This window comes from Nitrospira sp. Vd2 (genome assembly GCF_979581665.1).
Genome location: NZ_CEFZSK010000012.1, coordinates 1 through 23,991, shown reverse-complemented (window position 1 = coordinate 23,991; position 23,991 = coordinate 1). Strand labels below are relative to the sequence as shown.

The window sequence follows — 23,991 nt, the reverse complement described above, 5'->3', positions numbered from 1 at the left end:
CTACTGCAGCCCTTCTCGGCTTCGCAACCACGCGAAGAGGTGACGACGGTTCACCGAGATGCGCCGTCCATCGTCTTTCCTCGCTCCCGCTCTTCCTGCTTCATTTTGTCAAAAAAGCGATCGGAATCCGAGCGAGTCTGTGACGGCGACGGCTGGGGTGCCGCTGTCGGCTTGCTGGAGCAACCGGCGATGCCAAGACCCAGAACTACGATGAGACCGAACACCGTCATAAGCTTTCTCATCAGCGGACCTCCTTCGGCACGACTCGTGGAATTGCCGTAATCGGTACGTATCTTACTGCACGTGTCCGCGAAACACTACCGCATCTTGTGCTTGGCACAACGCGTCACCTTGACTCGCCGCAGACATCAGACTAAGCTCGCCTGACCATGTCACTCCGCGACCGACTGGACGCCGACCTGAAGCAGGCCATGAAAAGTCGCGATCAACTCCGCATGGACGTGATCCGGATGATCAAAGCGGCGCTGCTGAACAAGGAAATCGAACTGAAAAAGGAGTTGGACGACGCCGAGATGAGCCGAGTACTGACCGCCCTTGTCAAACAGCGTCGTGAAGCGATCGAACAGTACCAAAAGGCCCAGCGCGGGGATCTCGCCGGTAAAGAGTTGAAGGAAATCGAGATCATTGAGGGATATCTCCCCAAAGCCTTGTCGCAGGCCGAGCTGGACGAGGTGGTCAACGCTGTCATTCGCGAGACGGGCGCGACCGCAAAAAAAGATCTCGGGATGGTGATGAAAACCCTCATGGTGAAGCTCGCCGGCCAAACGATCGACGGCAAGCAGATCAGCGAACTGGTCCGCGCCAAGCTCCCATAGACTTTCCCCTTGCCATTTGACCGAACTCTCCCTCACTGCTATCTTTTTTGAACAATTATCCGGGGATTTTCCCTCATAGGCGACACGCATGAGCATTCTTATTGTCGATGATTCCCAAGACGACACGCGACTGTTGAAAACGATGCTCGAGGGAGCCGGGTATCGTGACGTCCAGACCGCTGAATCGGCGGAAGCCGCTTACAGACTTCTCGGGATCAAAGACCCCTTGCCTTCCCTTCCGAAGATCGATCTCGTGTTGCTCGACGTGCTGATGCCGGCAACCAATGGCATCCAGGTCTGTCGCCGGATCAAATCCATCGACCGGCTCCGTGACATCCCCATTATTATCGTCACCGTCCAGACGGATCCTGTCGATCTGCAATTGGCCTTTGCCGAGGGCGCGATCGACTATATCCGCAAGCCGCTGAATAAGGTGGAACTGCTGGCTCGGGTGCGCTCCGTCTTGCGGCTCTCGCAGGAGATTCAGCGTAGGAAGGCGCGTGAGCACGAACTGCTGCAGGTCATGCAACGGCTCGAAGAGGCGAACGAGCGGCTCCGTGAACTCTCGAGCCTCGACGGCCTCACGGAGATTGCCAATCGCCGGCGCTTCGACGAATTCTTCGAACAAGAATGGCGTCGCAGCGTTCGCGACTCATTGCCCTTTTCGTTAATCTTTTTCGATATCGACTTCTTCAAGGCCTACAATGACACCTATGGACACTTGGCCGGCGACGAGTGCTTGCGACAAGTCGTGCAGACTGTCCGTGGCGCACTCAATCGGCCGGGCGATCTGCTCGCCCGCTATGGTGGAGATGAGTTCGTCATCGCCTTGCCAGGGACCCCGCGCGACGGCGCGGCCTGCGTGGCGGAAACAATGAGGACGAAGGTTGAAGCGATGGCGATGGGTGTGACGATCAGCCTTGGTGTCGCGTCCTGTGCTCCCGATCATCAGACGCAGGCGACATCCTTGACCACCGCCGCCGACCGCGCGCTCTATCAAGCGAAGCACGAGGGGCGGAATTGCGTGCGCGTGGTGGAACCGACCGAGCAACCAGTTCAAGCCAACCCGACCGTTTCTCAGTGACACTCCCTTAGCTCGCCTCCTTCCGGACGGCTCGATGCGAAGACGCCGGAATCGTTCCTACTGCGTCGTTTCTAGGGACGCCGGTGAATTGTGGTTCTCGGCAAGGCGAGGCACAATAGGTCCATGCTCTTGCCGGTAGTCCTGTCGACAACGGTCGTGATTCTCATGCTCGTCGCCGCGACGATCGGCGTGGGAGCGCTGGCGTTGTGGACCACGGAACGGTTCGGCGCGAACGATCACCCCCGCGAGTTATCCTGACCCTGGTCCTGGTCCTGGTCCTGCTCCCTGAGACTTTCCGATCTCTTCTGCTAGATATGAATTGGCCGTCCATCGACGGCGAGGGCCGCCTCACGGAACGCTTCGGGTAGTGTCGGGTGAGCGTGGCAGGTTCTCGCAATATCCTCGCTGCTCGCACCAAACGCCATCGCTGTGGCGGCTTCCGCAATTAGGTCACCGGCGCGCGGCCCGAGAATGTGAACGCCTAACACCCGATCCGTCTTCCGGTCGGCGAGAATCTTGATTCGTCCTTCTGTCTCCCCGAGGGTATGGGCTCGCCCGTTCGCGAGGAATGGAAAGACCCCTTTGCGATAATCGACCTGCTGTTCTTGCAGTTCTTCTTCGTTTTTTCCGACGGCCGCGATCTCCGGATGTGTGTACACGACGCGCGGAATCAGCTCGTAGTTCACTGCTCCATACTGGCCCGCCAACAACTCGACACACGCAATGCCTTCTTCGGACGCCTTATGCGCCAGCATCGGCCCACGAATGATATCGCCGATCGCAAAGACGCCAGGCGCGACTGTCGCAAAGCGATCGTCCACAGGGATCCGGCCCTGCGCATCCGGCTTGATCCCGACCTCCTCCAATCCCAGTTCAGCGGTCATCGGGGTACGGCCCGCCGCTACGAGGACCCGATCACAGTCAATAGTCTCGCCGCCCTCGACCTGGACGACACAGTGCGCGGCCTCCCCACGTGCCGCCGTCACCCGCCTGTTCAAGACGAAGTTCAGGCCCTGACGCTCCAAGAGCCGCTTGGCTTCGGCCGCAAGTTCCTGATCCATTCCTGCCAGGATGCGGTCCCGCTCCTCAACGACCGTCACGGTCGCGCCCAATCGTCGCCACACTGAGCCAAGTTCGAGCCCGATATACCCTGCGCCGATGACCACGAGCTGCTTGGGAACTGCGGAATAATTGAGCGCCTCGGTGCTGGTCGTGACATATTCGCCATCAACATGACAGCCCGGCGGCGTCAGCGATGTGCTGCCCGTCGCAATGACGATCCAGCAGGACTTCAGCATGCTTGGATTTCGATTGTTCTCAACCAGCACCTCGCCGTGACCGATCAAACGGCCGTGGCCCGCATAGCGAGTAATGCGATGTTTCCGAAACAGCGTGTCGACTCCGTTTGTGAGCCGGCGCACCACGCCGTCCTTTCGCTTCAGCATCTCTGCAAGATCGAAGCTCACGCCGTCCAGCCGAATCCCATGCGCGGTGAACCGTTGCCGGGCGGCCTCGACAAGGTCGCTGGATTCCAAGAGCGCTTTGCTCGGGATGCAGCCTACGCGAAGGCAGGTGCCACCGAGCGCCGGCTCTCGTTCCACACACGCGACATTCATGCCGAGCTGAGCGGCGCGGATTGCTGCGACGTAGCCGCCGGGTCCGCCGCCGATGATCACGAGATCGTGTTCGATTCGTTCGGCCATTAGATTTCCAGCAACATGCGGGCGGGATCTTCGATAGAGGTCTTGATCTGCTTGAGAAACGCCACGGCCTCGCGCCCGTCGACGATTCGATGATCATAGGTGAGTGCCCCGTACATCATCGGGCGAATCACCATCTGCCCGTCGCGAGCGACCGGGCGATCCTGAATCACATGCAGGCCGAGAATGCCGCTCTGCGGGGGATTGACGATCGGGGTCGACAGCAACGAGCCGTAGACGCCGCCATTCGAAATCGTAAACGTGCCTCCCTGCAACTCCTCCAGCCTTAACTCGTTGGTCTGAGCGCGCTGAGCGAAATCGGCGATGGCCCTCTCGATCTCAGCGAACCCCAGCCGTTCGGCGTGTCGGATGACCGGGACGACAAGGCCACGTCCGCTGCCCACTGCAATCCCGATGTCGTAATAGTGGTGATAGACGAGATCACTGCCACGAATTTCGGCATTCAGCTCCGGGATCAGCTTGAGCGCTTCGATGGCCGCTCGAACGAAAAAGGACATCATGCCGAGCTTCACGCCGTGCCGCTGCTGGAAGGCCTGTTGGTGCGAGTGCCGGAGAGCGGTGACCGCGGCCATGTCGATCTCATTGAACGTCGTCAGCAGTGCCGCCGTCTGCTGCGCCTGTACCAGTCGCTCCGCGACTCGACGGCGCAGCAGGCTCAACGGCACGACCTCTTCTTCGCGGTCCCCGGCCTGAATCGGCATGCCGGTTTTGCGTGGGCGCCGGTCCTCCTCCCGGGCTGGCGTGACCATCCGCTTTGCCGCTTCAGGCGTTGGTACCCGCTCTTCTACGTGTCGCAGCACGTCTTCTTTGAGCACTCGACCGCCCTTTCCTGTTCCACTCACCTCCTCGGCCTTGAGCCCGTGCTCGTGCAGCAGCCGTCGCGCAGCCGGCATGACGGGCGGTTCAGCGGTTTGCTGAGGCGCCCTGCCACCGGCCTGATCCGGCAATTGCTTAGGCGCAGTCGACTCTCGTCCTTTCGGTTGGGCCGTCTCTTCCACATAGCCGATCACCTCCCCGACGGTGGCCGTCTGGCCCTTGTGTTTCAGAATGCGCCCAACCACTCCAGAAGCCGGCGCCGGCACGTCCAGCGACACCTTTTCGGTTTCGATCGAGACGATCGGCTCATCCTGTCCGACCGCATCACCGCTCTGTCTGAGCCAGTCACCGATCTGAACTTCGGTGACCGATTCCCCCACCGGGGGGACTTTTACTTCAATGGACATCGAACGCTGCCCTCAAGAGATCCGCTTGCTCTTGTCGATGGAGCATGCCCCAGCCGGTGGCGGGGCTGGCAGAAGCAGGCCGGCAGACGGCCGAGAAAGGCCTGGTGCTGAACATTCTGTCTCCAAACCGCGCAAACAGGTACCGCCACGCGCCCATGTTGGCGGGCTCGTCTTGTACCCACACCACCCCGGCGCTCGGCGGATACGCGCCCATCGCCGCCTGCAACTCCTCCTCCTGCAACGGATAGAGCTGCTCGAGTCTCACGATCGCCACGTCGTCCCGCTTGAGGTCCTCTCGCATCGCGACCAAGTCGTAATAGATCCTCCCGCTGCACAGGAGAATACGGGACACACGGTCGGCGGCCGCTTGCCGATCAAAGACAATCTGCCGGAACCGGCCCATCTCAAGATCTTCCAGCCGGGACACGGCCTCGGGGCGCCGCAGCAAGCTCTTTGGCGTCATCACGATCAGCGGCTTGCGCCATCGACGAAGCACCTGACGTCTGAGCAGATGAAAGTACTGCGCCGGGGTTGTCGGATTCACGATTTGAATATTGTCATTCACCGCCAATTCGAGGAACCGCTCCAGCCGCGCACTTGAGTGCTCCGGTCCCTGGCCCTCGAAGCCGTGTGGGAGCAGCAGGACGAGACCACTCAAGCGATGCCACTTCTCTTCCGCGCTCACCAAGAACTGATCGATGATGACCTGCGCCGCGTTGACGAAGTCGCCGAACTGGGCTTCCCAAAGAATCAGGCCGTCGGGACAATCCAAGCTATAGCCGTACTCGAACCCCAGCACACCGGCTTCCGAGAGCGGACTGTTGTAGATTTCGATGGCGGCCTGACCGGGAGCGACGTGATTGAGCGGCATATAGGTCCGGCCATCCTCGACATCGTGCAGGACCGCGTGCCGCTGGCTGAACGTGCCGCGCGCGGTATCCTGACCGGTGAGACGAATCCGGTGGCCGTCACTCGCGATCGTCGCAAAGGCCAACGCTTCGGCGGCCGACCAGTCCAAGGGCCGCCCGGCCGCCATCTCCCGCCGACGCTTCAAGCCCTGGCCGATCTTCGGGTGCAGATGAAAGCCGTCCGGCACCGAAGTCAGGGCGTCGAGCACGGCCGTGAGCCGTGCTCGCTGGACTCCGGTCTGCACCTCTTCCGCATCGCCCCCCGCGCCGCCGTAATAGCCGGACCAGTTCCCCGCAGGCTTCTGCCTCACCGGCACATACGTATGGCTGCGCGCCTCCGCCAGCTCGTGCTCCAACCGCTGTCTCCGCTCCGCGGCGATCCGATCCGCTTCCGCCCGATCGATATTTTCTAATCGCAACACACGCTCAAGGTAATGCTCGCGCAGCGACCCGCGTTGTTCGATAAGGTGGTACATCAGCGGCTGCGTGAAACTCGGCTCATCGCCTTCGTTGTGACCGCGGCGGCGGAAACAATACATGTCGATCACGACATCGGTGCAGAATGCCCGCCGATAGTCCAATGCGAGTCGCACGACTTGGGCGACCGCTTCTGCATCTTCCCCGTTGACGTGAAAGATCGGAATTTGAAGCATCAGCGCAATGTCCGTGGCATAGCAGGACGACCGCGCTTCATCGGGACAGGTCGTGAAGCCGATTTGGTTGTTGATGACGACATGCACCGTCCCGCCCGTCCGGTATGCCTTGAGCTCGCTGAGGTTCAGCACCTCCTGTACGATCCCTTCCCCTGGAAACGACGCGTCGCCGTGGATCAGGAGCGCCATGGTACGGAGGCGATCATGATCCCCCGCCCGATCCTGTTTCGCCCGCACGCGACCGAGCGCCACGGGATTCACGAACTCCAAGTGGCTGGGATTGAAGCAGAGCGACAGATGTACGGTCTGGCCCGACGCCGTCACCCAATCCGTGCTGTGGCCCAGGTGGTACTTGACGTCCCCCCGCCCTTCGTGCAGCGGGTCGATCGGGTCCTCGAATTCACGAAAGATTTCTCGTGGCCGCTTGCCGACAATGTTCGCAAGCACATTGAGACGTCCGCGGTGCGCCATGGCCAGGACGATTTCTTTCACGCCCTGCCGTGCGGCCGTTTCGATCGCCAGGTCCAATAACGGGATGAGGCTTTCGCCGCCTTCGAGCGAGAAGCTCTTGGAGCCGGGATATTTCTGCTGGATGAATGCTTCGAAGATGACGGCGTCCGTCAGGCGAGTCAGAATCCGGACTTGTTCCTCCCGCGTCAACGTCACATGGTTCTGCGTCCGCTCCATGCGGTCCAGCAGCCAATTGCGCCGATTCGCGTCATCGAGGTGCATGAATTGGACGCCGATCGAGCAGCAGTAGGTCTCGCGCAGGTGCCCGAGAACTTCTCCCAACGTCGAGGACGAGCGGCCGCCTATTCCATCTATGTAAAACCGCTGGTCGAGATCTCCCTCGGACAGGCCATAGTGAACCGGATCGAGCTGCGGGTGATCCGAGCGAGGCCTGCCGAGCGGATCGATGGCGGCGGCGAGGTGCCCTCGCATCCGGTACGTCTCTATCAGCTTTGTCACAGCGTCCTGCCGGCTCACATCAGTCCCGACTTGCCCGGCATTTTCGGACGCTCCTGACCTGTGCCCACGCGTCGGGTCGAACAGCGGTGTCGGACGACGCACCGACCGCGGACGCGAAGCCTTATCTCCCGTTCCGTTCAAGGCCTGGAAATACGCGCGCCATTCGGACGGAACAGAAGTGGGATCGCTCACGTACTGATCATACAGATCCTCGACAAAAGAAAGATTCGCCGGATTGGGGAGCCACACCTCTTTCATCATCACCACCAATCGACAACCCGCGGTCGTCCTTCTGGACGGTCCTTGACTCTAACACGGACGGTCAGGAGGAAATATGCGAGGCGGCCCTACAGGGAGAGGTGGCGGGTGACTACGCTGCCGGCTTGCCAAATGTGAGTAATGTCCAGCGGCATCTGTTGCTGTACGTGAGTTCGGGAAAGTTGTAGGCCAAAGAGGGACGGCAGCGTTTCCTCAGGGACCGATGTAATCCCCTAATAGTGAATAGGACGATTCGATTACGGGGACTCATGTGGCAGCGATTCATGTTCGATGCTTCGCGATCTCGCCCTAAAAGAGCACCGCTGCTGTCCCTTGCCCCACTCGGTACTGGCAATGGGCTTGAGGTCTCCTACCAAGTGAGTGGCTAACACGCACGCACACGGAACAGGACAACCAATCGGCTGGAAAAGGAGTCACCCGACTCAGATCGCACAGAAGTGGGAACCCCGCGGAGCCATTTCCCGACTTGCAGTCGTCGTGCTCGTTGTTCTTGGGTGGTCATGCTACCCGAACCAAAACCTGTTTGATTCGGAACTCAAAAGCGACTCTTCGAATCACTCGCAACGTATCGGGGCTGCAAAGACAGGAGAGTCGCTTCTGGTCGGTGGCGTCATCACTGACGTACAACGCTCGGACGCTGTGCTCATTCTCGCGCGGCAGCTCCCGATCAGCCCTGAGCCTCCCTTTCGGCCGATCGAAACCGAGCTGCCCGGCACCGCGTACGTCGTGCGCTTCCTCGGCTCCATCGACGATCGAGCGCTGGATTGGCCAAACAAATTTCTCGTGCTCGGCACAAGGGCTGGAACGCTACGGATAGAGGGGCAAGTCATGCCGGTCATCGATGCTCGATGCCTTCACATTTGGAGGACCCAAACGTTGCCTTCGCGGACTTTCCACATCTTCCGACCGGGTATAGTCCTCTCCGTCACGACACCTACTGCTCCAAGGCATCTTGGCCGCACAGACCCGGCAACCGAAGATAGCCCATCCATCGTCCGCGCATTCGGCGTCGGCCCTCACTTTCAGTAACAGACTCGCGAAGCGATCATAAGAAGCACAAGAAAGGGCAGGTCCCACCTCGTGAGACCTGCCCTGAAAAGAGGAGAGTGTCCGGCTAGGACTCGGTTTCCTCCTCGTCCTGCTGCCGTATCACGTTGAGGATGACCGCTCTCTTGGTTTGATCGTCCAACTTCAGCTCCAACTCATCCCCGACATTGAAGTCGTCGGCGGAACCCTCGACAAGAAACACGAGCTGATCGCCATCCTGTGTCTCGGCAATGAGGCGATCCTGATCGATGTCCACGATTTCCGCTGTGACGATCCCGCTGCCGCGCTCTGGCTGCGTCGCATCCTGACGGTCAGCCATGCTCATGCCCGGTTGGACGTCGTTGTCGGAAGGCATGTACGAGTCGGCCTCCGCCACTGATGCACCACCCAACAGCGCCGCGATCGCCAATGTCGCGATGTGTTCCCTCATGACTACCTCCTTTCAACTTTTATCCTGTCGTCTGGGCCGCAATGGCAACGATGGAGGACGCCGGTAGGAGATGTCTGGGAAGAGCTTCAGGCGGTGACCACTCCATGCCTCTCCTGTGCTGATCGAAGAGGCTCCGGGTACGAACTACGTAGCGGGATTATCGAAACATGGAGAGCCTATCGGCACGCGTTGAGAGGCTGCGTCCGGTGGTGTGTGGGCTGGGCTACGGCTGTCCTATCCACCGGCGTATCTCATTGATCAACGCCGAAGGCTCGTAGGGTTTGATCAGATAGCTTTCCGCCCCTTGCGCCACCGCCTTCAATGCCTCCGCTTGGTAGCCGGAAATGACAATAACCGGGATGGTGGGGTGGAGCTAGCGCAATTCGCCTAACACCGCATGACCGGTCGTGTCGGGCAGGACGACATCGAGTAATACGCCGTCGAACTGGTGGTGTCTCATCAGATCAAGCGCGATCGCTCCAGTTGGGGCAAGATACACCTCATATCCGGCTGCAGACAGTACGCGCTCCGCGGCATATCGTGATCCTGCATCATCTTCGATGACGAGCAAACGCCTAGGCATACCCAATTAAGCTACCGACGTGTCAAGCTTGGGTCAAGAAAGCGAGGAAGCGGCACACAGGCGAGCAGGAGGGCACACAGGGCAGGTTTAAGGTGATCATGGCCCCCTGAGTTGTAACGCAGGCCTGTCAGGACTGGCTCCTCCCATGCTTGGATTCCCAATACGCCAACGCGGTTTGAAGCCGTAACGCGGCATCGCGAATCAGGAAACGCTCCTCCTCTGTCAGGGTGCCATTAGTCCTGAGAAGATGCAGTATCGGCTCAATGAAGTCATGGAGTGATTCAATTGCTTTTCTCCTTTCCTCGTTCACTGTTCATCCCACTTCTTCCAATGACATCGTACCGCTCAAGAGGTAAAAGTGGTGTAGACGTTCCCATGCCGAAGCGTAAAGAAGGCGCAAAGATTGATGCAGCTGCGGAATCGATCGTCCCGTGGAGGTCCTTGAGGGGTATCGGTAACCAGAAACTCAAGGCGGACATATTGCGGGGTGCTTCACCGAGCAGGAAAGCCCTATGGCTCGATGAGAGAGGCCCTGTAGGCTTCGCCTGGCTGCCCTTCAGATTATGGCTGACGGGCAGCCGGCACTATCCGACTTATAATAAGTCCTTCTTGTAATCATTCCTTCGGGACCGCTGGAATAGCGGAACCGAGCACGTACCGACATGCCATGAAACTTTTGTTTGTTGAAGATGACGCACGGACCGGATACGCGTATGAGGAGGCGTTGCGCCTGCGGTGGCCGGAGGTGCAGATCACGCGTAGCTTCACGGCTGAAGCGGCCTTGCAAGCAATGGCGGTTGAGTCGTTTGATCTGATCCTTACCGACCTGAAGCTGCCCGGCCTGGACGGTTTCAGCGTCTTGATCGCGGCGCGATGGATCGCCCCCGATGTTCCGGTCATCGTGATGACGGCCTATGGCGACCAGCGGGTAGAGGCTCAGGTGAGACGCCTTTCAGGCTATGCCGTGTTGCACAAACCCGTGGAGCCTGAGTACTTCTGGTCGGTGATCGGCCGAGCGCTAGCGTGGAGAGAACAACGTCAAGACGCACCAGCTCCCTCTGTGACGCTCCGCCTCAAACCCGTTGCCCACAGGATCGGCCCTGCTCATGACCCGCGATAAGATTTCCTCACGACGAGTCGTCTAGAGGGCATCGCGGAAGGCACAACGCCTCGTCAATCGCGACCCGGTGGCGGGGATTCGGGACGTTCAGGGGACCGCGATTGCGGTGGGTATTCCGGATTGATGGCCATGTTCGGATCCACGACCGGTGGAGGGACATGGCCGCGAGGATCGGGATCATTGGGCGGCTGATGCTCGATGCCCGGATCGAAGCGGGGCGGCACCGAAGGCTGGCCAGGTGGCGAGTCCGGGGATGAGCGGGATGGCGGCGTGTCCTCATGGTGTCCGGGGAAATGCGATACAAGTGCGACCGGCTGCCAAACCGTAAGCAGACTTGTCAGCAGGAGCAGGAGCGGGCGACACGAGCCAAGCGAAGCGTCGAACATCCTACCTCTTAGCCCGCGGCTTTGCGTTGTTTGCTCACGTAGGCGCCGGGATCCCGCTGAAACTCAGTGAGACACTGATCCGAACAGAAATAGAATATCTCTCCCTTGTGAGATGTTCGTGCGAACGCGTCCTCGAAACTCATCTGCATCTGGCACACGGGATCGGTGACCTGTTCGACGTCTTCCGGTGTCATCGGGGACCTCCTTGTCCCAGAAGACTTTCACGCTAACGTCGGCCACCAAAACCGGGTATCAGTGCACCAGCCAGATCACGGTCGTACTCCGGCTGTCGCCCGATTGGGTGAGCAGGCCCACCGATGCTCCACCGGGCGGCGTCTGCGCAAAGATTCGTGCTCGGTGTTCGAAAGCAGCGGCCCGTGGAAATGGTAACGGAGTAGGTCAGCGCCAGCGGACAGGTGATCATACAGTCAGATCATGCAGGAGCAATACACTCCCGGCTACAGCGCGCTCGCAGTGCAGTACATGAAGCGCCGGCATGCGCAACGGGATGCACAGTTTTTCCTACCTCACCTGCGTTCAGGCTGGTCGCTGTTAGACTGCGGCTGTGGGCCGGGCACGATCACCTCAGGCCTTGCTCAAGCCATCCTTCCTGGAACTGTGATCGCGGTTGACGTCGGCTACAGCCAAGTGTGCTTGGCTAAAGAAGGCGCACGTGCCGCCGGATGCCCTAACATTCGTGCCGCGACCGCAAGCATCTATCGCCTGCCGTTTCGCAGCCGCACGTTTCACGCGGTCTTTAGTCACGCGCTATTTGAGCATCTGGCCGACCCGCTCGAGGGCCTCCGGAAATTCGTCGGGTGCTTCAACCCGGCGGTGTGGTTGGTCTCTCGAGCCCCGACTGGCACGGAAGCCTGATTGCACCGCCTGATAAAGCGGTCCAAGCGACCGTCCATCAGTTTACCAGTCTCCAGATCGCGAACGGGGGCAATCCCTACGCGGGCGCGGAGCTTGGGAAATGGCTGGAAGCGACGGGCTTTGTCGCAATCCAGCTGTCCGCCCGCTATGATTGCTACGAGGATCCGGCCCTTATCATTCGCCTCATGGCCGAGCGGATTCGCAGGCCAAGATCTCAGTCCTGCGCTCCCCGCTCCGGCACCCGTGAACGACATCCTCGCCGAAGCCACCGAGTGGTCTCGACAGCCCGCCGCGCTCTTTGCCCAAGCGTTCGTCGAGGCAATCGCGTTCGCTCCGAACTGATTGGAGGAAGCGCGCGTCATCCACTACTCAACGTGCCGCTGTGGCCCGCGCCCATTGCCACCCAGAAAACACAGTGCCGGCCGTACGCGGTATGCGGACAGAGCAAGACCAGAGCAAGAGACGATCCGGGCCAGGGACTTCGGTTGCCCTTTTTCGAGTACGCCAATAGATACTACGGGAGCGGCAGAGTGAGAAGAATCGCCCCCATCACGTCTCCCGCCTTGAAATCTCTCTTGGGGCTGCGTTCATGGGTATTGTGACAATGGGCGCATTTCGAAGACAGCGCCTTATCGGGATAGAGTGCTTGGAAGACGCGAGCGGTGCCTACGGTTGTCACGCCGCTATAGGGACGATCCGGATTCTCGATGATCTTCGCAAGCGCCTCCCGTTCAAACTCCGTCGCCGGACTATTCTTTTTATTGATCGGCCAACTGCTGATGAGCCGGACTCGAAGCCCATTCGGTTGTTTGGCCACGAGCCGCCCCGATTCGAGCAAAAATTGGGCTGGTAAAGGAAGCTCTCCGTCTTCTCTCCAGTGCTCCGAGGCGAAGATAATTCCTCGTGACTGCAACCGGTCTACAATCTCGGTCGAGTAAAACGCTCGATCCGCTTGGACGACGCTATGGATGTAATCCGCAACAGTTTTTGGGGGAATGCCCTTGGGTACATCCGTCTCCTTTCCCAGAGCGGAGAATACCGAGGCGAGGCAGGTGCAGATTGTTCCGACAGCGATTCCCAACCAGAACTCCCGCATCTTCATGATGACCGTCCTCCATTTCTTCTTTCTGCCTGCGGTCAGAAACTTCACAGCGGCGTCGACTTATTCTACTTCCTCTCGAATAATTCCTCCCGGCATTCCTGAGATCGCTCGCCATGCGGCCTCCCGCCACCGGGGGCCGGCGGTCACGCCTGCGCCGATGGGTTGACCTTGCGCGTCAAACGTCTTCGATCGGTCTGGTAGCCATCCTTCAGCTTGCCACGACGAAAATCAATACCTCTCGAAGAGTAGAACACCATCAATCTGGAAGAGTGACACCCCTGCCCGATGTGCAGGGCCCTCGCCGGGAAGCGATTGCCTTTCCCTTACAGCTGCTCGACCTGCTCAGATGAACCGTCTAGGTGTTACTGCTTTCCACCGTTTCCTTCAAATGAGATGAGGCTCGCCTCTTTTTCGAAGATCGCCACACCTCTTCATAACCGGTTTGGAGCCTCGATTCAGCCTTGCCCCATAGTAGAGGCATGGCCCCTCCGAGCCGCGGTCCCGTGTGGAAAGGAGAGAGTTAGTGGATGTACTTGTAGTGGAGCCCCCCTTTTGGAAGGCCCCGGTCGGGGGTCAAGGGTAAGCGAATCGAAGCGAAGGGTGCGGATAATCGAGACCCGTATTAAGCTCCTTTCCGACGACCGCCGATATTTTTGCCGGAAGCAAAACGAATACCAATGCTGCCCTATGGGTGCAAGGTCAGCGAGCTCTGGTTCGGTATGCCCCTGCTCGCGCCGGTCAGCGTTGATGTACTCACACTTGATCTCAACATATGATCAGAGGTGTCCTGGGGGGGAACTGAAAGCTCGTCTGCAACAAGAGCAGCCTGACGCTTGTGTGCTCGCTCTAACATCCGGACTGCATCCGGCCTTATTGCAACGGTGTTTGCTGCTCCAAGTAAGTCGAAAACATGCTGCGGAAGATCTACCGCTGGCCCTTCACCTATAGCTCGATCTCAACCTGGCATTGACCGGCTTGTACTCTCCGCCCCTCTCTCATCGAGTCTAAAAGCTTCAAGCCTACCTTAGCTCCTCAAGCTGACCCAGCGCCCGGGCTAGATTGACGCGGGCCGCATTAATCCGAAAAGTCGCGTCCACCAGATTGTCTCTCGCCCGAATCACGGAGAATAAAGCATTCGCGACCTCAATACTGCTGCCAGAACTCAGCACATTGAAGCGTGCTCGTGCCAACTCCAGTTCCCTCAAAGACGCCATGAGACCTGTCTGCGCAATTCCGAATTGTTCATTGCCGGCCTCAGCCGTCACTAAGGCGTCATTCACTTCCAGCCCGATTTGGTTCAATACAACTGACATCTTAATTTGCTCTTGGCGTAGTTCGCTTCGTGACTCTCGGATACGCCCTTCTCGTTGGCCGCCGTCGAAGATCGGCACACTGAGGAACACGCCGATATTATATGTATCCAGAGTGTTGTTCCATCGGTTCCCGATGAGCCCATAATCCCCCTGCGCATACATTGACGGCAGCCGTTCGCTCGTTGTGGAATCAAGTTTCAGCGAGGCCGTTTTGATCTTACGGGCTTGAGCCTTTACCTCAGCTCGACGCCCGACTGCGACGTTCAACGCCTCCTCCGCGGCGGGAAGACTGGGGAGTTCGGTTATCAACCGATCAGTCAGCACAAGCTGCGTATCAAAAGGCAGCGCCATCCCTTGAATTAACTTGTACTGTAATCGCTTCGCTTCATACCTCGCCGTCGTCAGCTGCTGCCGTTCGTTCTCTAATTGTGCTTCAATCCTCGCGATATCCAGTCCAGTTGCCATCCCGCCCCCCCGACGACCATGGAAGACGGTTAGCAGGTCTTCAAACACTTTTGTATTAGCTGCATGGGCCTCTGCACTCGCTTGAGCTTTCAGCACTTCAAGATACGCTAAAGCCACTTCTGCCATCGTGTCGAGTCGCGTGGTCTCCGCTTCCATCTCCGCAACTTTTAGTGCCTCCCGAGAGGCTTGCCATCGCTGAAGCAACGTGAGGCTGAAAATATTTTGCGACCCCGTCGCACGGGCATCGAAGATACTGAAGGGATGCGACCGCACCGGAGCGAGGCCCAGTGTTCCCAGGAATAGCGTTTGTTGAGATTGGCGCGCCGTTCCTGAAAGATTCGGCAATAAGGCACCGAATTGTGCAATCGCCGCCCCCCGCGCAGCTTCGATCCGTTCTCGGTAGAGACGAATGTTCGGGTTATTATTGACGGCAGCGTCCATCGCATCTCGGAGAGTAAGAGGGAGCGGCTGCCGCAAGGCAGCAGGTCCTTCGGCGGATAGCGCGCTTTCTACGAAGCTGATTGCCAGAAGGAGCATAACGAGCAGTTGCATTATCATTCCTCCTTGTTGGCCTTGTTAAAAGAAAAAAAGCGGGGCGATTCGGAACGGCTATTCGACAGCGAACGTGGCCGTACAGCGAATGCCGATGGGAATTTGATATCGAGGGTTCTGGACTTCCACTCTTACACCATACGTCGCGGTGGCGGGTTCGACAAATGGCGTGATCCCTACAACCCGACCCGCGTACGGGCCGAGTGCCGGGGTATCAACTCGGATATCCGCGTGCATCCCAGGTCTGATCTTGCCAAGGAGAGCGGTGGGGACATACGCTTCCACACGTAAGGGATCGACTTGGGCGAGACGAAAGATCGGCGTCTGTTTAACGAGATCTCCCGGAACGGCGAGACGTTCAATGACGATCCCGGAGACGGGACTCCGGATGGTTCTCAGGGCCAGTGCAGCTTCCGCCTCTTTGAGTTCTTCCTCGGCCAGCGTTTTTTTCTCTTTTGCTTCAAGGTAGCTCGCTTGAGCGACGCGTTCTTCCGTCTCCGCTTCATCGAGTTCATGCTCCGCAATGGCCGAGGCCCGCTTTAGATCTTTCGAGCGGGCGACCTTTCGCTTACTAAAGGCCCACTGCTGCTCGGTCTTTTGTATCTCCCCGATCATGCCGGCTTTTGCCCTCGCCACTGCCACTTGCGCCCGTTCCAGACTGGATTCCAGCGTCGCAATCGTATCCCCGGTCCGGACGAGATCGCCTTGGTCTACTGTCACCGTGTCCAGGGTTCCAACAACGGAAGGGGCAACGGCGACAATTTGTTGTGGCTTGACCAAGCAGGGAAAGGAGTTGCTAGAACCAAGAACGGCTGCCGGCAACAGAGTTAGGAAGAGCACTGAAGCCGGCGACATGCACAACATCGCCTTCGATATCCTCATCCTAGCGCCCTTCTTTGTCCTTCGTCAGAAATTGCACCGTACATTTCAATCCCGCAGGCAACCGCAAGTCGGGATTGGGCAGTTCAAGGCGGATCCCGAACGTCCCGCTAGCGCCGTCCACGACACGATCGACGATGCTCACCTTGGCTTTGTGCACGCCACCAATCGGCTCTTCCAGACGGACCAACGCCTCCATGCCGACCGTCACTTTGCGAAGAAAACTGACGGGTGCAAACACTTCCACACGAAGCGGATGCAATTGAGCCACTTTCAAAATCGGATCCTGTTTAGGAAATTCACCGGCCGACATGAGCCGTTGAGTCACCACGCCATTAATTGGGCTGCGGATGGTGCGCGTCTCGACTTCCGCAACCGTTTCGCGGAGCTCAAGGTCCGCGAGCCGCTGATTGGACAATTCGGCCTGCGCATATGCGACCGCGCCATGCGCCCGCTCTCGATTGCTATCGATAGTGGCTAGAATTTGCCCAACCTTCACCAAATCACCTCGGTCTACATTTACCGTTTCGAGCAAGCCGGCCACGGGAGAGCTGATTGTAATCGTCACATGCGGGTGCACCAGACAGTTGAGCATACCTTCAGTTGTCAATGCGCCCCCGGATGCAGAAAACAGGGGTATCACGTTGCCAGCGAAGAACAGGAGGAAGGCGACGACGCGGACCGCGATGGCAGCGGTCAGCAGCTCCCATGTACTACGTATTCTATCGTTCCGGACCGTGCTCATTACTCGGGATAGCGCGCAAAGCCTAAAGCGCTCGCAAAGGCATCGCGCTTCAACATGACAGTTTGCATCGAGGCATGTATATGCTCGACACGCCACCGCCTAACTGCAAGTAAGCCGCGTCCCAGCCATTGAGCAGGTCAAGATGAAGCCGCCGCTAAGCGGTACAGGCGTTGTTCGTACCCGCCGGACTCTCATTCGGGTCGGCCGCTGAAGGCAAGCGTCGACGCCAGCTGTTCATCCTGCTTGAGCAAATCCCGGCGGACACGCGAATGACGTCTTTCGGCTGTCCGCTGAGCAAGCGCGAAGACGAGATCGTGCAGGCGTGAGCTTAACCTGGCATTTGGTAGTCCAGTTCCCTGCACCAGCACACGGAGCGGACGCGGCGCGAATTCAACTAGTTGGTCCTCGAGGGAGAGAAACATTTCATACGTCCCCGGGTCGCCTTGCCGGCCACAGCGACCGAAAAGTTGACGGTCGATACGGCCCGCTTCATGACGCTCTGTAGCGAGGACATGGAGACCGCCTCGCTCCGCCACGCCGGGCGCGAGGCCAATATCCGTCCCACGGCCGGCCATATTCGTCGCAACCGTAATGCAGCCCGGTTCACCGGCACGGCTAATAACCGCCGCTTCGTCCTCATCTTGCCTGGCATTCAGTACGGCATGCGGCAAGCCTCGGGCTCTCAGGAGTCCACTAAGATGCTCGGAAGCAGCCACCGACCGTGTACCGACGAGCACGGGACGGCCCTCACGGTAGAGTTCGGCGATACGGGCAACAACCGCTGCCCATTTCTCATCGGCCGTACGAAAGACACGAGTCGGCAACTGGCGTCGCTGCACCGGCCGATGCGTCGGGATGCGGACCGCCGGAAGGCGATACACACTCCACAACTCGCTTCGAATCTCACGGGCTGTTCCCGTCATGCCGGCAAGCTTCATATACCGGCGGAAAAAGCGTTGATAACTGATCCGCGCAAGCGTCTCTTGTTGCCCGGTGAACTCACAGTGCTCCTTCGCCTCAATCATCTGGTGCAGGCCGCCTTCCCAGGAGCGGTCTGCCATCACGCGGCCAGTATATTCGTCCACGATCTGAATCTTGTCGTCCTTGACGATGTAGTGCTCATCGCGGAGATATAGATAGAGAGCACTTAAAGCGAGCAGGACGAGACTCTCCCTACGGCGGCGTCCCGTCCAAATACCGGCCAGATCTACTGCGCGGTCGGTGAGAGTGCTTTGCCCCTTCGGCGTCAACCGCGCGGTTCGGCTGCTGACATCAAGAACGAAATCTTCATGGACCTGTAGTTGCGCGGCGAGTGACAGCGCTTCAGTGTATAACTGCTGCTGTCGGTCCGCACCGCCGCGGCCGGAGAGGATCAGCGGCGTACGTGCCTCATCAATGAGTACGCTGTCGGCTTCGTCCACGATTCCGTTGCAGAGCCCGCGAAGCAGAAGCCGAGTGGCACGCGGCTGTGGATGGTGCAAGCGTTCCACCGTCAGTTCGAGGCGGGCCGGCCGTCCGGCAAGCGTCATCCGATCCTTTAGATAGTCGAAGACGAGTTCTTTGTTGGTGCAATACGTCACATCTGCGGCGTAGGCGTGCCGGCGCGTGTCCGTCTCCATGCCGTGGGTGATAAGCCCAACTGAAAGTCCTAGCGCACGGTAGATAGGGCTCGTCCATTCCGAGTCCCGCTTGGCCAAATAGTCATTTACGGTAATCACGTGCACCGGCCATCCTGCGAGCGCCATCGTAGAGGCGGCCAGTGTCGCAGTCAGCGTCTTACCTTCACCTGTCTCCATCTCGGCCACCATGCCGTGAAGCAGTGCCCACCCGCCCATCAATTGCACGTCATAGTGCCGTTTCCCGACAACCCGAGCCGCGATTTCGCGGACCAATGCGAAGGCGGCAAACACATTCTTGTCATCCAGGCCGGTGGAGCGAAAACTTTGCCTCAGCTCAGTCGCCTTTTCACGGAGGCCCGTATCGGAGAGATGTCTGACCTGCTGGCCCGCCGTCCTTACGCCCTCCGGAATACGATGCCATCGGCGTCGAGAGCCACGATACAGCCGCTGCGCGGCTCCCGCGATCCGGATGAACGTGGTTTCTAACGCCGTTTGGCTTGGCACAAGGCGTTCGGGATACGCCGTGGTCCCGAAATGAAGGGCTGTTGCCTTAGACATTGAACCGCGTAAGAAACATCTGGCGCAGTTGTCGATACCATTGCGCCGCGAGCGGTCGTGAACCGTGATCGAACCGAATGAGCACGCGACCGCCCGCATTGATCGTGCCTGTCTCACTCGGGAGCACCACTTCAACCTGAAACAGCTTTTGCAATGCCTTACGGCCTTCCCGCTCTTCCGGATCGAGCGGCACCTGTCCGCCCCCTTCCGTTCCCAAAGCCGGACTGGGGAGCTCATCGGTCGCCGCCGGGACGATCCGACGAACGGAGGCCGATAGTGGTTCAGAAAGCCGTTCAGCGAGTCGGACGTCGACGCTCTCCAATTCATGGACGATGAGATCGATATCGGTCTGATCAACTAGTGCCCGTACTGTGATGAGGTTAAGATCGAGCACATAGCCGACCTGCTCGCCTTGTTTCAAAAAGCGCCCTGGAAGGTCATCGACATTATCGAGAACAAATTGTCCAGTGTTACTGCTGCGGATGCTCAACTCCGCGGCACGCTCTTGTGCCCGCGAGAGCTGCTCTTCGACATAGCGCCGCTCTGCTAAAAGCTGCTGAGCCTTGACGAGGTCCTGTGCAAACTTGTCCCGGTACCGTGCGTCGATTTCCCGTAAGCGAAACCGTAGCGTTGCCACTTCGGTGGAGAGTTGCGGGTCTTCAGTGACGACCACGATGTCCCCACGGGCCACCTGGGCGCCTGGCCGGGCGACTATTTGACGGACAAAACCTTCGGTCCCCGCTCGCACGAAGGCTTCATCCGGGATCCACACGACGCCTTCGGCACGTGTTCGAAAGGGAAACGGGATGACGCTCAGGATGCCGACGACGACGGCGACAATTGCTGCGCTCACAGCCATGGCACGAGGCCGAATTTCCTGCAGACGCGGGCTATTCCACAGATAGGCGATCCCTTTGAAGAGCGGCACGAGTCATCACAGCACAATGGTGACAATCCCAAACAACACGCCAACCAAAAAGACTTCGTCCAGCAAGAAAAAGACGATGGTGACCGTGACGAGCACTCGATAGATGAAGGACCCGATACCAAAGAGAACGAACCAGACTCGTTCACCGCCCGTCGAGGTCGGCGCGGTGCTCTCCGGATGGCCGAACAGATACCGTTCAGTCAGATACGCGAAATACTTGGTGGCCCGTTGGCGGAGGTTGGGAATCTCCAGCACGTCGGAGAGAATGTAATAGCTATCGAATCGCAACAGCGGGTTGGCATTGAAGAGAACCGTGCTGACACCGGCGACAAGCATCGTATTGTACGCGAGCGTTCGTACCGTCCCGGGTTCCGTGCTCACCCACAGGTACATAGCAAGGGCCGCAAGCACCAGCTCGACCGCCATGCCCGCTAATCCGACGACCGCGCGTTGCCATTTATTCGGAAACGCCCAGGCCGCCGAGGCATCAACGTACGGAACCGGCGTGAACACAAGCAGCAGGACGCCGATTTCATGGACCTCACCGCCAAATGCTTTCACGGCCCCGGCATGGCCGAGCTCGTGCAGAATCTTGATAAACGGAAATAGGACCCACAGCAGCATCACGTTCTGCGGGGTGCTGATTCGCTCCAGTACGTTTTCGGATAGTTCTGCCCAATGCGACGCCGCCAGCAGGATGGCTGGCACGACGACTGCCAGCCAAAGGATCAGGCCAGTCCACGTGAACAACGGCCTGATGAGAGCCGCGAACCACGTGAGCAGACGCTCGGGATCGAGAAGTGGGAATTGCCAGGAAAACACACTGAAGAGCCGCTTTCGCCATTTATGACGCTGATGACGTTCGAACCGGCGCAAGAGTTCGTCCGTATCAGGCGATGTTTCACATTGCATAGCGTCATTCGTATGCAACTGACCGAGCAATTGTAGGACTTCGTCCTGAGTCGGCGCGTCATCGCCCATCCTCACCTGCAAGTGCTCCCAGATCTCCTGCACCGTCCGCCGTCCGTCCAACAGCCCAATGACAGCATAGGCGGCGGGGGAAAACCGATGGAATTGCTCGGTCGCACGGTCCTGCAAGACGTACCACGTCTGGCCGCGATAACTGTGGCGATGGATCAGAGCATGCCGTCGAAGACGCGGCTTGAGCACCGCCACCCGATACCAGGAGCTACTGAAAAGAGGACGGTTAGGCATTGAGAAGACAGATCAAGGCAACCAGGTCCAGATCGCGAGTCGAATCGAATCGATGATGTCGTGGGTCCAAATCCAAATTAACAGCCGGCGATCCACGTCGATCTTGCCCACCCCCTCCATGCCGGGGCGCAGCCGCCGGTCATGGTGAACGAGCTTGGCTTCCATTCGGAAGAAATTCCTCCCTTCCTTTGCGGTGGACACCGGCGTCAGTTTCACCACATGAAACGCATAAGAATCATTCGGAAATGCGGACAGCACGAGCGTGCCGGATTGTTGGAGTTTAATATCGGCGACATCCCGTTCGTCGACTTTCAGGACGACACGATACGCCTCTAACGGCGCAACCTCATAGAGGACTTGCCCACGCTCCACCGGCGCGCCGAGCGATTGGCTGAGATCTCCACTGACTACGATGCCGTCGAAGGGAGCCACAACTCTTGTCCTCGCCAACTGGTCATCGAGTAAGGCCAGCTCGGCTTCGACCTGATCAATCTGAGCGGTGAGGATCTCAACATCCGCGCTTTTCAGCTCGGCCATCGCTTGTCGGTACTGCTTGAGCAGCTCTTCATGTTTACTGAATGACTTCGCACGCTCGAGTCTGAGATCCCGGTCATCGAGCAGGCAAAGCATCTGCCCGTCACGGACGACGTCGCCCGCGCGAGCCGGCGCCTGTCGAATGTAGCCGTTAAAGGGGGCGACCGCTGCCTGCTTGACGGCCGGCTCAAGAATCGTCTTCGCCGCCACGCGATAATCCCCCTTGGCCACCGCAAAAAAGATCATGAGAGCGAGGACCGTGCCTGTCACGAGCTTGAGCACTAAATGTCCTGGCCCGAACAGGCGGCCACACTGTCGACTGGCCGCTTCAACGGCCTTCTTCCCAATCCACTGATCATCGCGGCGATGAAGTTCGAGTAGTGGTCCTGCCAGCCCTGCAACGGCCTCGCACAGCAGGACGGTCTCCTCGTCAAAGGGCATGTCCGCTGCCCGTTCGAGCGTCAAAGCGCCGAGGGCCGCACCGCCTTGCATGAGTGGAACGGTACAAACGGCAACGCCATGCTGACGAGCTAACTCAGCATGGTGACGGACGATCATGGGTACGTCGCCCGCGGGATACCTGATGCTCATCCCCTGATCGAGCGCCTCGTCCATCGCAACTTCAATCATCCGCAGCAAATTTGTTCGGCTCTTGAGCTGGACGCTATGGGACACCGCTTTTACGCGCGCTCGGCCTCGTTTGATCAATCCAAGGCTGACGCGATCGCACCTGAGACGTGTGGCGATCGCCGTGATGAACGCCATCGCCGCAGCCTGAAACCGGTTCTCACTGGCGGCCAATGCGACCACCTCCAGTGCGACTTGTAACCGCTGGCGTACGGAATCACGCGACCGAACGCCCTCGCGCATCAGCGTGTTGACGAGCCATCCGCATCCCCAGTGCAACTGCCGGACAATGTTCTGTTGTGCTTGCGCGGCAGCCGGTGTTTCGAGCACAACCGCGCCGAACAGCACGTCGTCCACTTCGAGAGGGTAGGTAACAGCACAGGTGGACGGCGCCCCTCCTTCTGAGGCGCTGTCAACCGGCAGGATGAGACCACGACGCTCAGCGAGCGAGCGTTCCACGGCCGGCGCCAAATGCTTCATGCTGCGTTGAGCGTCAGGCCAGATTGCGACGGGTTTGAACGGCCCTCGGTTGGCAGGGCCGAGAAGCACAAGGCCACTGACGATATCGGAGAGCTGACGACACTGGACCGCGAGCCAGCTTCGACAGAATCCCTCGATGGTCTCGGCCGCTGCGAACTCTGCCCAGAGCAGCGAGTCGATATCGTCGGACGGCGGCGGCCCGGCATAGGATGCCGGGCCGCTTGGGATGCCGACTGATGATTCTCTCAGCATGCGCGAGACAGTCGCTTACCGTCGCGCTGGTTGCGGTTCGGACAGTTGGCCGAATCGGCCTTCGTACTCGCTGATGACGCCATTCAGAAGCCCCGCCAGCCGTTTCGCGGCAAAGGGACTTAGGATGAGACGGTCCGTAAGCTGTACCATGATCTCATTATTCTGCCGCTCCCAAGCTTGATTGATGCCAAAGGACAACACGATCTCTTCGCGGGTGCTCGAGACGTTACACACATTGGCGTACGAACTCTTGAGATTGGAATCATCCCAACGAATTCGTGCTTGGACCTGCTGACCGGCGGCAGCAGCAGTCGGCGGCGTCTGCGTCTCGCGGGCAGTGGTCTGACGGTTCTCCTGAGCAGTTTCTGTTGGCATACAACCTCCTTTGGGGTGAACATCCCGACCTTCATAGCCGGGAAGACGAAGCCTCGAGTTATTCGATCATCGCTGAAGGGAACAGAGCCTAGGGATCCGGCCTGTCCGCGTCTCGCTGATATGAGCCACGGCGACGGTGTCATACCGTTTCGCGCCGCTGGCACAAACGCTAGCGGCATATTGAGTGAAACAAGCCCCAACAACGGCGCGGATTTTCGCGGATCTGGGGGGG

The 23,991-nt window shown here is 59.0% G+C and carries 21 protein-coding genes; 5 read left to right on the top strand and 16 right to left on the bottom strand.

The annotated features are described in order from the left end of the window. Nucleotides 1-50: 50 nt before the first annotated feature. Nucleotides 51-242: a hypothetical protein gene (locus tag AC1U7K_RS06910; protein WP_480250277.1), complete on the bottom strand. Its 192-nt coding sequence runs from the start codon at nt 240-242 to the stop codon at nt 51-53. Nucleotides 243-389: 147 nt separating this feature from the next. Here AC1U7K_RS06910 and AC1U7K_RS06905 point away from each other — a divergent pair, with 147 nt between their 5' ends. The 3 genes from AC1U7K_RS06905 (at nt 390) to AC1U7K_RS06895 (ending at nt 2,178) form a co-directional block, all read left to right on the top strand. Continuing rightward, the gene (locus AC1U7K_RS06905; protein ID WP_480250276.1) at nt 390-836 is read left to right on the top strand and encodes a GatB/YqeY domain-containing protein; all 447 of its coding nucleotides are present in this window, start codon (nt 390-392) and stop codon (nt 834-836) included. Between the two features lie 88 nt (nt 837-924). Further along, nucleotides 925-1,920, top strand: a complete 996-nt coding sequence (locus tag AC1U7K_RS06900) for a GGDEF domain-containing response regulator (protein WP_480250275.1) — start codon at nt 925-927, stop codon at nt 1,918-1,920. Nucleotides 1,921-2,043: 123 nt separating this feature from the next. Further along, nucleotides 2,044-2,178, top strand: a complete 135-nt coding sequence (locus tag AC1U7K_RS06895; RefSeq protein WP_480250273.1) for a hypothetical protein — start codon at nt 2,044-2,046, stop codon at nt 2,176-2,178. 50 nt (nt 2,179-2,228) lie between these two features. On the opposite strand, the gene lpdA is transcribed toward AC1U7K_RS06895, so the two are convergent. From lpdA to AC1U7K_RS06870, 5 genes are all read right to left on the bottom strand, one after another. Next, nucleotides 2,229-3,623 (bottom strand): dihydrolipoyl dehydrogenase, encoded by a 1,395-nt coding sequence (gene lpdA / locus AC1U7K_RS06890; RefSeq protein WP_480250272.1) that lies wholly within the window; start codon nt 3,621-3,623, stop codon nt 2,229-2,231. Continuing rightward, nucleotides 3,623-4,864 carry a 2-oxoglutarate dehydrogenase complex dihydrolipoyllysine-residue succinyltransferase gene (gene odhB, locus AC1U7K_RS06885; protein WP_480250271.1) on the bottom strand — a complete coding sequence of 414 codons (1,242 nt, stop codon included), beginning with the start codon at nt 4,862-4,864 and terminating at the stop codon, nt 3,623-3,625. The genes lpdA and odhB overlap by 1 nt, the downstream gene beginning before the upstream one ends. Continuing rightward, nucleotides 4,854-7,655 (bottom strand): 2-oxoglutarate dehydrogenase E1 component, encoded by a 2,802-nt coding sequence (locus AC1U7K_RS06880; RefSeq protein ID WP_480250270.1) that lies wholly within the window; start codon nt 7,653-7,655, stop codon nt 4,854-4,856. Before AC1U7K_RS06880 ends, odhB begins: the two co-directional genes overlap by 11 nt. 1,132 nt (nt 7,656-8,787) lie before the next feature. Continuing rightward, on the bottom strand, nt 8,788-9,150 hold the full coding sequence (locus AC1U7K_RS06875) for a hypothetical protein (protein WP_480250269.1): 363 nt from the start codon (nt 9,148-9,150) through the stop codon (nt 8,788-8,790). A 373-nt stretch (nt 9,151-9,523) separates the two neighbouring features. Continuing rightward, nucleotides 9,524-9,733: a response regulator gene (locus AC1U7K_RS06870; RefSeq protein ID WP_480250268.1), complete on the bottom strand. Its 210-nt coding sequence runs from the start codon at nt 9,731-9,733 to the stop codon at nt 9,524-9,526. A 667-nt stretch (nt 9,734-10,400) separates the two neighbouring features. Between AC1U7K_RS06870 and AC1U7K_RS06865 the strand changes: the two genes are divergently transcribed. Continuing rightward, on the top strand, nt 10,401-10,853 hold the full coding sequence (locus tag AC1U7K_RS06865) for a response regulator (protein WP_480250267.1): 453 nt from the start codon (nt 10,401-10,403) through the stop codon (nt 10,851-10,853). Nucleotides 10,854-11,247: 394 nt separating this feature from the next. On the opposite strand, the gene AC1U7K_RS06860 is transcribed toward AC1U7K_RS06865, so the two are convergent. Next, nucleotides 11,248-11,433, bottom strand: a complete 186-nt coding sequence (locus AC1U7K_RS06860) for a YHS domain-containing protein (RefSeq protein WP_480250266.1) — start codon at nt 11,431-11,433, stop codon at nt 11,248-11,250. A gap of 241 nt (nt 11,434-11,674) precedes the next feature. On the opposite strand from AC1U7K_RS06860, the gene AC1U7K_RS06855 reads away from it, so the two are divergent. After that, nucleotides 11,675-12,115 carry a class I SAM-dependent methyltransferase gene (locus tag AC1U7K_RS06855; RefSeq protein WP_480250265.1) on the top strand — a complete coding sequence of 147 codons (441 nt, stop codon included), beginning with the start codon at nt 11,675-11,677 and terminating at the stop codon, nt 12,113-12,115. A gap of 514 nt (nt 12,116-12,629) precedes the next feature. On the opposite strand, the gene AC1U7K_RS06850 is transcribed toward AC1U7K_RS06855, so the two are convergent. The 9 genes from AC1U7K_RS06850 to AC1U7K_RS06810 form a co-directional block, all read right to left on the bottom strand. Beyond that, nucleotides 12,630-13,217, bottom strand: coding sequence for a Tll0287-like domain-containing protein (locus tag AC1U7K_RS06850; protein WP_480250264.1), 588 nt, complete (start codon nt 13,215-13,217; stop codon nt 12,630-12,632). Nucleotides 13,218-14,236: 1,019 nt separating this feature from the next. Continuing rightward, nucleotides 14,237-15,547: a TolC family protein gene (locus AC1U7K_RS06845; protein WP_480250263.1), complete on the bottom strand. Its 1,311-nt coding sequence runs from the start codon at nt 15,545-15,547 to the stop codon at nt 14,237-14,239. Between the two features lie 57 nt (nt 15,548-15,604). Then, a complete protein-coding gene (locus tag AC1U7K_RS06840; protein ID WP_480250262.1) occupies nt 15,605-16,402 on the bottom strand; it encodes an efflux RND transporter periplasmic adaptor subunit in 798 nt (265 codons plus the stop codon). A gap of 28 nt (nt 16,403-16,430) precedes the next feature. Continuing rightward, a complete protein-coding gene (locus tag AC1U7K_RS06835; protein ID WP_480250260.1) occupies nt 16,431-17,021 on the bottom strand; it encodes an efflux RND transporter periplasmic adaptor subunit in 591 nt (196 codons plus the stop codon). 341 nt (nt 17,022-17,362) lie between these two features. Continuing rightward, a complete protein-coding gene (locus tag AC1U7K_RS06830) occupies nt 17,363-19,348 on the bottom strand; it encodes a preprotein translocase subunit SecA (protein ID WP_480250259.1) in 1,986 nt (661 codons plus the stop codon). Further along, the gene (locus tag AC1U7K_RS06825; RefSeq protein ID WP_480250258.1) at nt 19,341-20,276 is read right to left on the bottom strand and encodes an efflux RND transporter periplasmic adaptor subunit; all 936 of its coding nucleotides are present in this window, start codon (nt 20,274-20,276) and stop codon (nt 19,341-19,343) included. Before AC1U7K_RS06825 ends, AC1U7K_RS06830 begins: the two co-directional genes overlap by 8 nt. 6 nt (nt 20,277-20,282) lie before the next feature. Next, a complete protein-coding gene (locus AC1U7K_RS06820; protein WP_480250256.1) occupies nt 20,283-21,452 on the bottom strand; it encodes a PqqD family peptide modification chaperone in 1,170 nt (389 codons plus the stop codon). A 51-nt stretch (nt 21,453-21,503) separates the two neighbouring features. Then, nucleotides 21,504-23,384 (bottom strand): GAF domain-containing protein, encoded by a 1,881-nt coding sequence (locus AC1U7K_RS06815; RefSeq protein WP_480250255.1) that lies wholly within the window; start codon nt 23,382-23,384, stop codon nt 21,504-21,506. 15 nt (nt 23,385-23,399) lie between these two features. Then, complete coding sequence (locus AC1U7K_RS06810; protein WP_480250253.1) at nt 23,400-23,759, bottom strand: DUF3467 domain-containing protein; 360 nt, start codon at nt 23,757-23,759, stop codon at nt 23,400-23,402. Nucleotides 23,760-23,991: the final 232 nt, after the last annotated feature.